This window comes from Paenibacillus sp. GCM10027628 (genome assembly GCF_042676385.1).
Classification (GTDB): Bacteria; Bacillota; Bacilli; order Paenibacillales; family NBRC-103111; genus Paenibacillus_E.
In genome coordinates this window covers 20,198-33,894 of record NZ_JBHTHA010000033.1, presented here as the reverse complement: position 1 = coordinate 33,894, position 13,697 = coordinate 20,198, and the positions used below count along the sequence as shown (strand labels likewise).

11 protein-coding genes are annotated in these 13,697 nt (G+C 45.0%); 1 reads left to right on the top strand and 10 read right to left on the bottom strand.

Annotated elements, in window-relative coordinates; translation table 11 throughout:
- The first annotated feature begins 236 nt into the window (after positions 1-236).
- A complete protein-coding gene (locus ACFQZT_RS21175; protein WP_379302829.1) occupies positions 237-1,217 on the top strand; it encodes an AraC family transcriptional regulator in 981 nt (326 codons plus the stop codon).
- Between the two features lie 79 nt (positions 1,218-1,296).
- Here ACFQZT_RS21175 and ACFQZT_RS21170 read toward each other — a convergent pair whose 3' ends face one another.
- The 10 genes from ACFQZT_RS21170 to ACFQZT_RS21125 form a co-directional block, all read right to left on the bottom strand.
- The gene (locus ACFQZT_RS21170) at positions 1,297-2,394 is read right to left on the bottom strand and encodes a Gfo/Idh/MocA family protein (RefSeq protein WP_379302828.1); all 1,098 of its coding nucleotides are present in this window, start codon (positions 2,392-2,394) and stop codon (positions 1,297-1,299) included.
- 29 nt (positions 2,395-2,423) lie between these two features.
- Positions 2,424-3,293: a sugar phosphate isomerase/epimerase family protein gene (locus ACFQZT_RS21165; protein ID WP_379302827.1), complete on the bottom strand. Its 870-nt coding sequence runs from the start codon at positions 3,291-3,293 to the stop codon at positions 2,424-2,426.
- 13 nt (positions 3,294-3,306) lie between these two features.
- Positions 3,307-4,875: an ABC transporter substrate-binding protein gene (locus ACFQZT_RS21160; protein WP_379302826.1), complete on the bottom strand. Its 1,569-nt coding sequence runs from the start codon at positions 4,873-4,875 to the stop codon at positions 3,307-3,309.
- Positions 4,876-4,941: 66 nt separating this feature from the next.
- Positions 4,942-5,787, bottom strand: coding sequence for a carbohydrate ABC transporter permease (locus tag ACFQZT_RS21155; protein WP_379303195.1), 846 nt, complete (start codon positions 5,785-5,787; stop codon positions 4,942-4,944).
- Positions 5,788-5,841: 54 nt separating this feature from the next.
- The gene (locus ACFQZT_RS21150) at positions 5,842-6,747 is read right to left on the bottom strand and encodes an ABC transporter permease (RefSeq protein ID WP_379303193.1); all 906 of its coding nucleotides are present in this window, start codon (positions 6,745-6,747) and stop codon (positions 5,842-5,844) included.
- 195 nt (positions 6,748-6,942) lie between these two features.
- Complete coding sequence (locus tag ACFQZT_RS21145) at positions 6,943-8,547, bottom strand: response regulator transcription factor (protein WP_379302825.1); 1,605 nt, start codon at positions 8,545-8,547, stop codon at positions 6,943-6,945.
- Positions 8,532-10,307, bottom strand: coding sequence for a sensor histidine kinase (locus ACFQZT_RS21140; protein WP_379302824.1), 1,776 nt, complete (start codon positions 10,305-10,307; stop codon positions 8,532-8,534). The genes ACFQZT_RS21145 and ACFQZT_RS21140 overlap by 16 nt, the downstream gene beginning before the upstream one ends.
- Positions 10,308-10,598: 291 nt before the next feature.
- Complete coding sequence (locus ACFQZT_RS21135; RefSeq protein ID WP_379302823.1) at positions 10,599-11,084, bottom strand: hypothetical protein; 486 nt, start codon at positions 11,082-11,084, stop codon at positions 10,599-10,601.
- A 174-nt stretch (positions 11,085-11,258) separates the two neighbouring features.
- A complete protein-coding gene (gene mmuM, locus ACFQZT_RS21130) occupies positions 11,259-12,197 on the bottom strand; it encodes a homocysteine S-methyltransferase (RefSeq protein WP_379303191.1) in 939 nt (312 codons plus the stop codon).
- A 6-nt stretch (positions 12,198-12,203) separates the two neighbouring features.
- Positions 12,204-13,619: an amino acid permease gene (locus ACFQZT_RS21125; protein WP_379302822.1), complete on the bottom strand. Its 1,416-nt coding sequence runs from the start codon at positions 13,617-13,619 to the stop codon at positions 12,204-12,206.
- Positions 13,620-13,697 lie beyond the last annotated feature (78 nt).

Genomic DNA, 13,697 nt, shown 5'->3' with positions numbered 1-13,697 from the left:
GCACGATGAATCAGTCAACATTGTCTTGAATTGTTCTAACCCTGAGATGACACCATTATGGTACGATATGAATATGGATGCATCTTTTTTAAAGGGGCGGAAAATTCATGGAATGTAGGGACTGGATCGGCCTAGAAAAAATAGAGTCTGTTTGTCAATTGATGCACGACAATTTCAAACTCCCAGTTTGTTACATCGATTGTAAAAGCGAAATTGTCTTCGCGTGCAGTCCAAATATGCCGAGTCGTTGGTTTAACGATCTTTCTCTCTCTGAGCTGCCTGGTGATTTTCCGGTCCTGATTGCGATTACTGAATTCGAACATTATGTAGCCATTCAATTATTACATGGAAACCAATATGATGGGAGCATCCTATTAGGGCCCTATGCTTATTGCGACAATAAATTACTTCATATGAGCGCATTGCTTTACTTCATGATTTACGAAAAAAAACTCGACATAACGGAGATTTCTCAAAAAAACGGCATACAACAGACGTCGTCCGAAGCTCCGATCGAGAATATCGATTTAAATCTATCCAATCGCAGATTGAACGTCGCTTTTCACCATACGCCCATAGAAGAGAAACGGATTTTTCAATGCATTAGAGAAGGGCGCACGGAAGATTTGCTCCGACTTATCGACAAAGTCCCTGAAGAGCAGGTTGGCATCCTGTCCAAGAAAAGCCGATTAAGGAGCAAAAAAAATTTAGCCATCGCCTCCATCACACTTGCAACGCGTGCAGCCATGGATGGCGGGCTGTTTCCGGAAGTTGCCTATACGATGAGCGATCTTTATATTCAGCACATTGAAGAGCTAGCGGATGTCAAAGACGTCATACGAGTTAGAACGGAGGCCCTTTGCGATTTCGCAAACCGGGTGCTGCTAGGTAAGGAGCGGCACTATTCCAAGCCGATTGCACTCTGCATCAACACGGTTTTCAACCATCTTTACGAGGAATTGACATTGAATCGAATATCTCAAATCGTGGGTTTGAGCGCAGGCTACCTCTCCCAATTATTTCGTAAAGAAGTTGGCATGACGATTAGCGAATACATCCAAGGAGAAAAAATAGAAGAAGCCAAAAAGTTATTGGCGCTGACCAACTATTCAATATCGGAGATCTGTACGCGATTAAATTTTCATGATCAAAGCTACTTCACCAAAGTTTTCAAAAAGAAAACTGGGGTTACTCCCAGGCAATATCGGATTCATTGAGAAAAAGGCCTCAAAAAGTGAAAAACGCTGTCCGGTCACATGTTTCGTGATCCGAACAACGTTGATTCGCAGAGTGATTTTAGAATACGACTTCTTTGCCGGTTTCGGCCGACTGATAAATGGCTTCAAGGATTTGCGTGACAACAAACGCCTGTTCCGGCTTAACAAGAGGTTCCGTATCATGAAGGATGCTCTCCAGCCATTGCCGTGCTTCTTTGATGCCCGGATCCGAAGAATTCGGTCCGAAATAGGCTATGCCCGGGCCGGACATCGGTTTGCTTTCGACAAGTTTACCAAACTGCACATGGTTAAAAACAAGCTCGCCTTTGAAATCGCTCGTTTGCTTCATCTCTGCGCCGCCATCCGTCCCGAACAACGACGCTTTCGCTTCCTTGACATCGGTTGTGTTCAGCGCCCAGGAGCTCTCGAGGAATATGGTCGCTCCATTTTCCATTTTGATAAGCCCAAAGGCCGAATCTTCGACGTTAAATGTCTCAGGATTCCAAGGACCCAATAGATTCCCTTCCGGCTTATCCTTCAATTTGTAGAAGACGGAGCCTGTCACCGATACAGGTTTATAGTTATCCATAAACCACAACGCCAAGTCCAGCGCATGCGTGCCAATGTCGATCAAACAACCGCCGCCTTGCTGCTCTTTATCTGCGAATACTCCCCAAGTAGGTACCATACGGCGACGAACAGCATGCGCTTTTGCCATATAAATTTCTCCCAGGGCGCCTTCACGGCATGCCCGGTACAGCGTTTGGGAATCGTCATTCCAACGATTTTGATAGCCGATCGTCAGTTTCTTGCCGGTTCTCTTTGCCGCATCCAGCATTTTCCTTGCCTCTGCGGAATTGATCGCCATCGGCTTCTCGCACATGACATGTTTACCTGCTTCCAGTGCATCAACCGTGATGAACGAGTGCTGCAAGTTAGGGGTCAGCACATGGACGACATCAATCGAGTCATCCTTCAACAACTCTCTGTAATCCGTAAACACTCGCGCATGACCGTCGCCAAACTCTTTCGCCGCTTTCTCCGCTTTCTCTTGGACGATATCGCAAAAGGCGACCATCTCCGCCAAATCCCCGGTTTTGGCCAAAGAAGGCATATGCTTTTGGAAGGCAATCCCTCCGCATCCGATAATTCCGACCTTTAGTTTCTTATTGGACATCTTCTACCACTCCTCTGATCTGATTCTTATCACAAGTACGGCTTCAGCACGTTCAAATCGTTCCGGATACTCAGAAATTTGTCGGCTGATTCGCCCTCATTCTCAACAAGCGCGTAGCGAACATGACCCATTTCTTTGATCTGCGCATAGATGGACGGAAGATCGACTCTGCCGGTGCCAAGATCTACGAAATCGCTGGGACTTACGTATTTTCTATAGACTTGCATTAAATCTTGCTCTTCAGCTCCACCCTGCTTAATAGCTTCGAATAAGTTGACGGGATGAGCGAGATTTTTGCTCAAGTCCTTTTGATGGATGATGTCGCAACGATCTCCCAATTTCGTCAATACATCTACCGGATCAAGACCCGCGCGAATGACCCAAACCAAGTCCAGCTCGAATTTGACATAAGACGGATCGGTATTCTCCATGAACAGATCGAACAGCGTCCGGTCCCCGTCTTGTTTAAATTCGTGCGCGTGGTTGTGCAGATAAAAGCGAAACCCGTTTTCCTTCAACTTTTTCCCGACTTCATTCATTTGCTCCGCTGTTTTCAACGTTTCCTCACGGGTTTGGATCCAAACGGACGGCAGCACAATATTCTCGCATTCGAGCCCTCCATAATAGGCCATGACCTGATCCCAATCATGCGCGATCAGCTCTTGTCCGGGCATCGTGCCCTCATGGGCCGCAATCGCCTTTAGTCCTAATTCCTTAAATTTCGATCTGACGGATTCCACAGGAAATTCATCCATCAGCCGTGTCCGTTTCTGCATATTAAAGCCGATCATCTCGATGTTTTCGTACCCTGCGGATGCCACCTTCTCTAATGTGCCATAGTAATCTTCACCCAATTCTTTAGCTACGGAGAAAATATTAATACCTGCAAAAATGCTCATTGGATTACCACCTTTACTTATTAGTTTTAGCCCATTCATCCAGCTGCTTCTGTTTCTCGGCAATGATCTTGTCGATGCCCGCCGCCTTCAGTTGTTTGTTGAATTCCGGCAATTTCGTCACAGGGTCCACGGTACCTGTTTCAAGTGCTTTCTGATATTGATCCACCACGTTTCTCACCGCTGCAACTTCTGTTTTTACCGGTTCCGCGCTGTAGGTAAAGCCTAGTGCCTTGCTTTTCTTTGAATTTTTATTGAAGTCAGCCAGTTCTTTCCAGAGCGTCGGGCTATCTCCTTTGAAAATGTAGGATAAGAACTGATTTCCGAACATCCAGCCCATATTCAGGTTATAGCCGTGGGTTTTCGGATCGACGCCTTGCGGGTACTCGATGATGTTGTCTGTTGATGTTTTCACATAATGCTTGCCTTCAATTCCCCAGTCAAACAGATTCACCAGATCTTTGTCGGTGTATAACAGATTGAGCAGCATCATTGCTCTTTCCGGATTTTTGGAGTTCTTGGTAATGCTCCACATAATGGATGTAATATTGCCGGTTGCCGTTGTAGCAGGCACGAAATGGGCAGAAACCATTTCAACGCCTGAAATTCTGGATTCCTGTTCCGCAATGCCCGGCTTCATATGAGACATGAAGGAGAACGCTTTGCCGGCCTTGACCATGTTATATTGGGTTTCCGTGCTGGTTGCGGCATCCTTGGCAATGTACCCGGCCACAAACCATCTTCTGACCATATCCAGCATTTTGGCGTATTCGGGAGTTTCGTACCAGTTCACGACTTTCAGCCCGTTATCCAGACCCGGCAGTACGCCAAAGCCATCCGACAGCGAATCCATATAGGCATTGAAATGTGTATCGATAATGGAATTGGTTGAATATTTGACCGTCGGAATCATATTCGGTTCATTTTCTTTCACGATTTTGAAAATCGGATCGAGATCGTCATACGATTTGATTTTGCTGATGTCAATCTTGTATTTGTCCACGATATCTTTGCGCATAGTGATCCCATAATCGGCAGCCAAATCTCGGATGCTAGGTACCGCATAGATTTTGCCTTTAATTTTGGTGGCATTCAGGAAAGCGGGATCCAAATCATCCAGTGCTTTCTTGACGCCTTGCCCCTGCTTGGCCAGCAAATCATCGAGTGCTATATATTGTCCCCTTGCAACCGTCTGACTGTAGGTGCCGAGTCCGCTTAGCATCAAATCAACTTTCTCGTTGCCCGAAAGCATGAGCGTAGATTGCTGCTGCCAGGCTGCCCAGCCGATCATCGTCAGTTTGACGGTCGCATTGATTTTTTCTTTGGTTACTTTGTTGATGGCTTCTTGCACAACCTGCATATCTTTAGGTTCTCCCGGCCCTGCGTAAACCATCACGAGTTCTACAGGATCGAGCTTCGCGCCGCTGCTCCCGGCGTCTTTCGTCGTGCTTTGGCCGGTAGCCTTAGGGGTCTCCGCTGCTTTGTCACCACCGGAACTGCTGGGGCTGCTGCAGCCCGCGAACACCATCGTCATGGCCGTAACAAGCGCTAACGTTGCAGTTACCCTTTTCTTCTCCTTCTTCATTTAACAACCTCCCCTTCAATGATTGTGGTTTTTTATATCGCTAACCGGTTGTTGCCGGAGGTAGCCTTAGCCTTTGACTGCGCCGATCGTCAGACCTTTCACGAAATACTTTTGGAAAAACGGATACGCGCAGAGCAGCGGTATGATGCCGATGACGGCCATCGCCATGCGCATCGCATCCAGCGGTAATTTGGCCACCAATTCAGCGCCTTTTCCTACTTGTTGCGTGTTGGACTGTAGAAATTGGAGATCAAGCAAGATGCGGTTCAACAGATTTTGAATGCTGAAAAATTTCTTGTCCGTCACATAAATCAATCCGTTAAACCAATCATTCCAGTACAATATGGCATAAAATAAACCAACAGTAGCCAGAACAGGGGTAGATAGCGGCAAAATAATGTTGGTAAATATTTTCCAATCCTTGGCCCCGTCGATATAAGCGGATTCAATAATGGCCGCCGGGATGGTGGTGGCAAAAAAAGTGCGCATCAGAATAACGAAGAATCCGTTCAATAACAGCCCTGGCAGGATCAAGGCTAAGATCGTATTTTTGAAATCGAAGAAGTTGGTGTAAAGCAGATAAGTCGGCACCAATCCGCCATTAAACAGCATGGTAAAAAATACATAGAAAGCCAGGAAATTACGAAACGGCAATTCTTGCCGGGATAGCGGATAAGCAATCATGGCGCAAATGCTAAGTCCTACAGTCGTTCCGACCAATGTAATTAAAATCGTGATGCCATAGGACCGAATAATATCGGCCGAATTGTCCCAAAGATACTGGTAAGCCGCTGTGCTAAACTGTTCGGGGAATAGCTTGTAGCCGCTCCTGACAATTTCCATATCGTCGGTGAATGAGGCTGAAACGAGCAGCACGAACGGAAATATGCAGAAAATCGTAAATACAAGCATGATCGTATTTAAGGAAAACTGGTACAGCCTGCTTGTTTTCACTCCGTATCCCCCCTAGAATAAGGCGTTATCTTTGTTTATTTTTTTAACCACAAAGTTGGAAACGATGACCAGAATAAACCCGAGTGTCGCTTGGTATAAGCCGGCGGCGGAAGACATCCCGATATCCCCAAGATTGATCAATGCGCGATATACATAGGTATCTATGGTATTGGTGACAGGCATCAACAGCCCGGTGTTGAGAGGTACTTGATAAAACAAGCCGAAGTCGGAGTAGAAAATACGGCCGATTGCCAGTAAGGTCATCATCGTAATGACAGGCGTAATTAATGGAATCGTGATACGTGTTATTTGCTGCCATTTGCTGGCTCCGTCAATCGTTGCGGCCTCGTAATATTCATGGTCGATACCGATGATAGAGGCCAAATAGACGATACATAGGTTTCCAACGCCTTTCCAGACGCTCACGATGGTCAAGATATAAGGCCAATATTTCGTCTCGCTGTACCAGGGGATTTCCCCCAATCCGAGAAAGGGAAGAACCGTTTTGTTCATATATCCTTTCTCGACATCCAGCATGGCAAGCACCAAATACCCGACAATGACCATAGAGATTAGGTAAGGAAGGAGAATTAGACTCTGATAGGTGCGGGAGAGAATCCGATTTTTAATTTCGTTTAACATAATGGCAAGCGCGATGGCGATAACCGTGTTCAATACGATAAAGACGATGTTGTACAATAGCGTGTTTCGGGTGATGATAAAAGCGTCTTGCGTCTTAAACAGATACTCGAAGTTTTTGAATCCGATCCATTCGCTTCCCCAGATGCCGTCTGTGAAATTAATGTTTTTGAAAGCGATAACAACACCGAACATGGGAACATAATTGTTAATCAGAAAATACAATACGCCGGGCAATGTCATAAGCAAAAGCACTTTGTACTTCTTCACCCTCTTCATGACCAAGCGAAGTTTGGCAGAAGATTCCGTTACCGCCCGCGTTTGCGTCTGCACTTGCGTTTGTACGCCAGCCTCCGTACTCAATTTCATCCCCCCAATAACTGTCTCGTGCAAATATGTTTGGCTTGTTTTGATCATAGAAGAAATTGAATTCCTTCACTACCGCGAAACCGTCATTTCATTATCGAATTTCCGCTATTGAGCATATCTCCGGTAATCTTGGGGGGTCATCGACGTTTCTTTCTTGAATAGCGATGAAAAATAGGAGAAATTCGAATAGCCGACGGATAAGGCGATATAGCTGATCGGTATTTCCGATTTCACGAGCAAATCTTTTGCCATCCGGATTCGCTCTTGAACGATGTAATCGGAAACGGACTGCCCCGTTTCTTTTTTGAATAATTTCACCGTGTAGTCCGGACTTAAACCAATATGATCCGCAATGCATTGTCTGGATAAAGGCTCATCCAAGTGCTGAGCGATGTATCGTTTGATTTTTTCGGTCATGTTCTGACTGGAATCAACAGCTTGCATATGCGCGAACGCTTTCTCCAGCACATCTTTCGCCCATTTCTGAAGGTCACGGACGTTGCGGGTAACTGAAAACAGCTGCTCCGGCGATAAATGATCCGAAAAAATTTGGTCCGCCTGAAGCCCTTTCTGCTGAATCGCATAGAGAATCATTTGCAAGAAGTTCTGATAAAATTTCTGCAGCAGCTTGGAATCAAGTCCATCCTCCTTTTTCCATGATTCCAAAGTAGCGCAAACCTCTTCAAGCAGCTTGCTTTTGTCCCCCCATTTCAGCATCTCCGACCATCCCTTCATTGACGGCAGCTGTGCATGGCATTTGCACTTCTTTTGCTCATTGTGAACAAACACCTTATTAATCAGGGCGACATTACTGCTTTGCAACTTGAGTAACGCTTCATACATATCAAGCACCTCGTGTATATAAACAGGCTTACCGATATAGCAAGAAAGCTGGCAATAAAAATACCGGTTGCAAGCTTCGATAAATGAATAACAATAGGTCCTCATTTCCTCCTCATTCACGGCTTTCGGGACTTCGATGGGAACAACAAGCAACAAACTGCCCTTTTTTTCCTGAACGATTTGCGCCTTGCCGACATAGGAAATAACGAGCTCCTCCAGCACATTCCGAAGCGCATATTCCATGATCTTCTCGTCCCGGACCGTCAGTTCTTTGTCCCAATGCTGAACGCTGACCAAGATCGGCAGAAACTGCGACGTTTCCTTGTATGGAAGATTTTGCTTTGCGACGCTATCCATTATTTTTGTTAATTGAGAGGGGATCGTTTGATTGAGCAAATCGAGCCAGAAACGTTCGATGACGAGCGGTTGATGAGTCTCCCAAAGACTTTGGTAATGCTTGTAAATGTCATTAAATGCCGCAGCTTCTCTTTCCTTGCGGATTCTCTCGATCGCCTTCGAGACGATGCCTACTAATTCCTCATGGGAAACAGGCTTTAGTAGATAGTCTAAGCTTCCGAGCTGCATCGCTTTCTTGGCGTATGTAAAATCTACATGACACGTGACAATAACAGACTCCGTTTGTGGATAGTTCACCCTTACCCATGCGAGAAGTTCTAGGCCGCTGCCTTGCGGCATCTCGATATCGCAAATCATCATATCCACATGGTGATTGGCGAATACGTCCATCGCCTGACGAATGCTGTAAGCGACATGAACTTCGGAAATACCGAAAAGGTCCCACTCTACACTCGACTTAATTCCATTGGCGATAATCACTTCATCATCAATGATTAGCAGTTGATACATTCTACAGTCCCCCTATCCCGACTATTAGGAATTCGAATCTCGACAACAGCGCCATGATCGTTGATAAACGTAAGGTTCGCTTGTTCCCGATATAACAAACGCAATCTGCGTTTTACATTCCAAATTCCTACATGTTCTCCCGCATCATTTAAAGGATTTATCTCTTCTTGCAGCTGGTGTAGGATGTGGTCGGAAAAACCTTTTCCGGTATCCTGTATGCGGATTTTTATCCCTTCTCCCCGATTCGAATCCTCGTTTTCGATCAAAATATCAATATGAACATGAGCGTCCATGCTTACTGCATGTTTGATAGCGTTTTCAACAAACGTTTGAATACATAATGGCGGGATCAGGCAAGCCTGCAGTGAATCCACAGCTGTGATCTTATAGCTTAAATGACCGGGAAATCTAAACTCCTGGATACGCAAATAATTTTGGATATGCTTGAGCTCGTCTTGAAGGAGCACGAAATCCGAATGGCTTCGGAACATAAACCGGAAATAACGAATAAGGGAAAGGGAGAGTTCTTGAATCAAAGCAAAATTTCGGTCTTGCGCGAGGTAGTAGACCATATTCAAGGAATTCAAAAAGAAATGAGGATTGATCTGGAGCTGTAGTTGTTTAAGTTCGGCTTTCTGATGATTTAATTGTTCTTCATAGATATCGATTTTTAGCTGTTGAATTTGGGAAGCCATTGAATTAAAGGTTTCATTCATCAGCTCAAACTCGTTCGAGGCGGGTTGGCCCGCGATTCTGGCCTCCAGGTAACCCTCTTTAATTTTTCTCATCGCAAATACAATGCGATTGATGGGCAGCAAAACGACCCTTCGTAACATGTATACCGCCACGGCCAGATATAAGAGTAAACCGCAGGCAATGAACAAAATGATCCGCTGAAGGTAAGGAAGCTTTTCCAGTATATGACCGTCCGGTATGAGAGCAATTAGGCTAAAGTTCCCTTTGCTGGATTTTTCACCAACCACCAAATATTGTTGAGCGGTGCCCGTGAGCATATAAGTCGTACCTTTATATTGAAGATTGATCCGATTTTCCTTAATAAAAGCGAGATCATTCATAGGTTCATAGTTTTCGTTAGCAAGCAGCGATTTTCCGCTCGTACCCATATCCATAAAGTTTAAGGGAACCATGATATTCTCTTCTTTCACGATCGCCCCTAAATAAACCTTGCCGATCCTTACGATTCGAACGAGGTAATATTGATCGTTAATAGAAAAACTCGACCATATCTCGTTGGGGTAGTCTTGCAGCTTCGCCTCATCTTGCAGAAGCTCGTTCATATAACCTTTTATGAGCTGTGTTTCCTTAAAATCCGAATAGGCTGCGTCCACACTGCGAGGGACAAGTAATAGGTCTTGGTTGGTCGCCGAGTATAAAAAGAAATCTTGCAGCGATTTAAAACGAATGCTATCTGCTAACAACTTCTTAAATAGCCCGACCTTTACCATCGTGTAGTAGTCGGGATCCTGCTGATTGGAGCGCTCCATCGTAAGCAATCCGGGTTCCTGCGCGATGAGTTCGAACAAATAATTATCGATGTCCTCCAAACTTCGGTCGATCTGCCCCATATACAGACTTAACAAATGGCTGTTCGATTGGGCCACCTGATTGCGTACTACGCTCATCGAGTAAAAATTACTATAAATGAGCAAAGAAATAATCGGCACCATCACGACCAACAAACCAAACATTAACTTGAAACGAATGGAATGAAACATACTCGATTTGCTCAGCCGCACCATATTGGGTTCCTCCTTTTGGTAAAACCCATTATATTACAATTGCTATTTTAATTATGGTATTATTGTTATGAAAATTGTATTTTTTTTATCTCCAGGACATGGGTTAACCATGTATGAAGAAAAGCCTGGCCCGATGGCCAGGTCCCTTGTCTAGAGCCGTACGTTTGGGAACGAACTTGTCTTTGTCAATCCGTCATCATCTCGAATGTAAAGATGAAAAATAACGTTAGAGACACGACTGAAACCTCCCCACACGTCTGAAACGATGAAAAACACCTCTACGGCTGCGCATTAAATCATGCTGGCAGAGAGGGGAACTTGTTTATTGATTTTTATAAAGTGGATCTGTAGCGAACCAAAAAATAATTTTCCTTGGTTGTATTGTAGTTCACATTTATACCCATACGAACATGATATGGATTGCAGCGCTTTATAACCTGGTAGAACTCTGACCAAAGATGTAATCTGTTGAATGACATGGTTTGGCAATTTAGAAAACGTCTTCGCATTAATGCCATCGACGACGGATATAAAATTGGGTAACGAAGATTTATTGAAATGTGAAAGATCGGCAAAGTCTTGGGCAATTTCTAATATCTCTTTGTTCAGACGGTTTAAATTAATGGTGATATTTTTGTAAAAGTAAATACCAAATCCGATTTTGTTCGTGAATGGATTTAACCGTTTTTTCCATTTCAACACTTTTGCTTCCAAATAAGTTTCCAACTGCTCGCTAAACTTGTTCCAGTGAAATACTGATCTGAAATTTTTTTTCATGATATTGCTCCTTCGTATAACTTAGTTAACCTAAATTCGACGTTGAAACAATGATCATTGTTCATCGAAAAAATTGGTATTATAAGGAAGCGTCGTCTTCAACACAGAATAGCAGTAAAGGAGCTTGCCGCGGCAAGCTCCTTCGTAATTTTTCGTTTAAATATGAACGCGGCTTTATGTGTTTCTGGCCCAAGCTTCTACGGATTTGATATCGGCTGGGTTAGTACGACAGCAACCGCCTACGAGCCGGGCACCAAGCTCATACCAGCCTCGGGCACTGCATCCAAAGCTTTCCTCTGATGAATTCCCCCGCCAGCTGCGTGTAGCTGCTTCATATTGCTCGCCGGAATTCGGATAGACGACAATAGGTTTCTTCGTCTGTCTGCGAATTTCACCAATCAACGATGGAATATGCTGCGGAGGCGTGCAATTAACACCAACAGCCGCCACCTGATCATGCGTGTCCAACCATTTGGCACAGTCGGAGATGAGATCCCCGTTGCTAATATGCAGGTCATCTTTTGCACTGAAACTCATCCATGCATAGCACCCGGGAAATTCCTCCAGCAACCGGACGATTGCTCTAGCTTCCATTAGACACGGTATGGTTTCGCAGGCAAGCAGATCTGCACCGGCTTCGATCAGAGCTTTCATCCTTGGTCGATGAAAATCAATGAGCTCGTCTTCAGTTAGCTTATAGTCGCCGCGGTATTCAGACCCGTTAGCCAGATAAGCTCCATATGGGCCGACAGAAGCGGCAACAAGGGGATGCGGTCTTTTGGTTTTATCCGCCAATTGATTCCAAAATAGATCTCTGGCTTTTACGGCAATTTGAACAGATGCTTGTATGAGCCTAAGTGCTTCGGTTTCGCTTAGACCTCTTTTTGCAAAGCCTCCGACGGTTGCCTGGTAACTTGCGGTAATCGCGCAATCGGCCCCGGCAGCAAAATAATCCATATGCACCTGAGCAATCAAATCAGGGTTTTCCATCAGCATTTTGGCGGACCAAAGTGAGTCGTTTATATCGCACCCACGGCGTTCCATCTCCGTTGATAAGGCGCCATCCAGAATCAGGACAGGGAAATCTTTAAGGATGTTTTCTATAGGATTCATCATAGTCTATTCTATGGGCTGAACCAAAGGTTCGGCAGCCTTGCTTTTGCTTTTATTTTTCAAATAATAGTACAAATAGCATAATGCGACAAATGGTATGCCGTAATATAGAGCTGCTCGTTGACTGGGGTCAAAATACAGCCCGATACAAGAAATCAAACATAAAATGAACGCTGCAATCGGCACAATCGGATATAGCGGCGTTCTGAATTTCAATTCTTCCATACGTCCGCCCTCTTTAAGATAATGTCTTCTGAACATGAACTGTGATGCTGCAATGGCCATCCACACAGCCACGACGGCGAATCCCGAAATCGCTATGAGCATTAAGTAAACGGTATCCGCTGCAATCACACTGGAGAGTAGAGATAAACAGGCAACCAACATACTAACGATTAACGCATTAAGCGGTACGCCTCTGGCTGTCACTTTCCCCAGTGACGGGCCGATCATATTTTCTTTCGAGAGAGCCCATAGCATACGAGTGGAAGCATATAGACCTGAATTTCCGACGGACAATAACGCAGTTAAAATAACAAAGTTCATAATATCGGCCGCATACGGAATACCAATCTTGTCAAAAACCAGGACAAACGGACTTTCAATTACGCCCGCTTCTTTCCAAGGGATTAAGCCGGCCAGGACGAATATCGCCCCGATGTAAAAGATCATCGTACGCCAAATCACGTTTTTAATGGATTTGGGGATGTCCCGATTCGGATTCTCACTTTCTCCGGCGGTCACACCGATCAATTCCGTACCGGAGAACGCGAAGTTCACCGAAATCATCACGAACAATACGGGAAGAAAACCATTTGGAAACAGGCCGCCCTGATTGAAAATATTGGTCAAGCCCGGTACGGGATCATTGCCTTGCATATGGATGCCCCCGAACATCGCTGCCCCGCCAAGAATGATGAACAAAATGATAATAATGACTTTAACACCGGCAAACCAAAATTCGGATTCCGCAAAAAAACGGGCTGAAAGTGCGTTTAAAGAGAATAACAAAACTGCAAATACCGCACTCCAAATCCAAACGGACACATCCGGAAACCACCGTTGCATCAAAAGTCCTGCCGCCGTAAATTCCGACCCTACAGTAACAACCCATGTAAGCCAATACAGCCACCCAACGGTAAAGCCGGTTGCCGGCCCGATATATTTCGTTGCATAGGATTGAAACGAACCCGTCACAGGCATGGCTACGCTCAGTTCACCCAGACAAAGCATGACAAGATACATAATAAGTCCGCCGATTAAATAGGCAAGAACAGCCCCTCCGGGTCCGGCCTGGTTAAGTGTATATCCGGTACTTAAAAAAAGCCCCGTACCAATAACCCCTCCGAGTGAAATCATAAACAAATGTCTGCTCTTCATGGAGCGTTTCAATTCAGATTGCTGGTTGCCGTCATTTCTCATTCTGATCTCTCCTTAAGAGAAGGAATTTTGCGGAAATAACCGGGATCCCGGATATTCCGTTCATTCGAGTGGCTTACT

What these genes read in the sequence shown, in the direction of transcription:
- ACFQZT_RS21175 (WP_379302829.1), top strand. Translation starts at nt 237, where the DNA reads ATGCCGAGTCGTTGGTTTAACGATCTTTCTCTCTCTGAGCTGCCTGGT.
- ACFQZT_RS21170 (WP_379302828.1), bottom strand. Translation starts at nt 2,394, where the DNA reads ATGTCCAATAAGAAACTAAAGGTCGGAATTATCGGATGCGGAGGGATT.
- ACFQZT_RS21165 (WP_379302827.1), bottom strand. Translation starts at nt 3,293, where the DNA reads ATGAGCATTTTTGCAGGTATTAATATTTTCTCCGTAGCTAAAGAATTG.
- ACFQZT_RS21160 (WP_379302826.1), bottom strand. Translation starts at nt 4,875, where the DNA reads ATGAAGAAGGAGAAGAAAAGGGTAACTGCAACGTTAGCGCTTGTTACG.
- ACFQZT_RS21155 (WP_379303195.1), bottom strand. Translation starts at nt 5,787, where the DNA reads ATGCTTGTATTTACGATTTTCTGCATATTTCCGTTCGTGCTGCTCGTT.
- ACFQZT_RS21150 (WP_379303193.1), bottom strand. Translation starts at nt 6,747, where the DNA reads ATGAAGAGGGTGAAGAAGTACAAAGTGCTTTTGCTTATGACATTGCCC.
- ACFQZT_RS21145 (WP_379302825.1), bottom strand. Translation starts at nt 8,547, where the DNA reads ATGTATCAACTGCTAATCATTGATGATGAAGTGATTATCGCCAATGGA.
- ACFQZT_RS21140 (WP_379302824.1), bottom strand. Translation starts at nt 10,307, where the DNA reads ATGGTGCGGCTGAGCAAATCGAGTATGTTTCATTCCATTCGTTTCAAG.
- ACFQZT_RS21135 (WP_379302823.1), bottom strand. Translation starts at nt 11,084, where the DNA reads ATGAAAAAAAATTTCAGATCAGTATTTCACTGGAACAAGTTTAGCGAG.
- mmuM (WP_379303191.1), bottom strand. Translation starts at nt 12,197, where the DNA reads ATGAATCCTATAGAAAACATCCTTAAAGATTTCCCTGTCCTGATTCTG.
- ACFQZT_RS21125 (WP_379302822.1), bottom strand. Translation starts at nt 13,619, where the DNA reads ATGAGAAATGACGGCAACCAGCAATCTGAATTGAAACGCTCCATGAAG.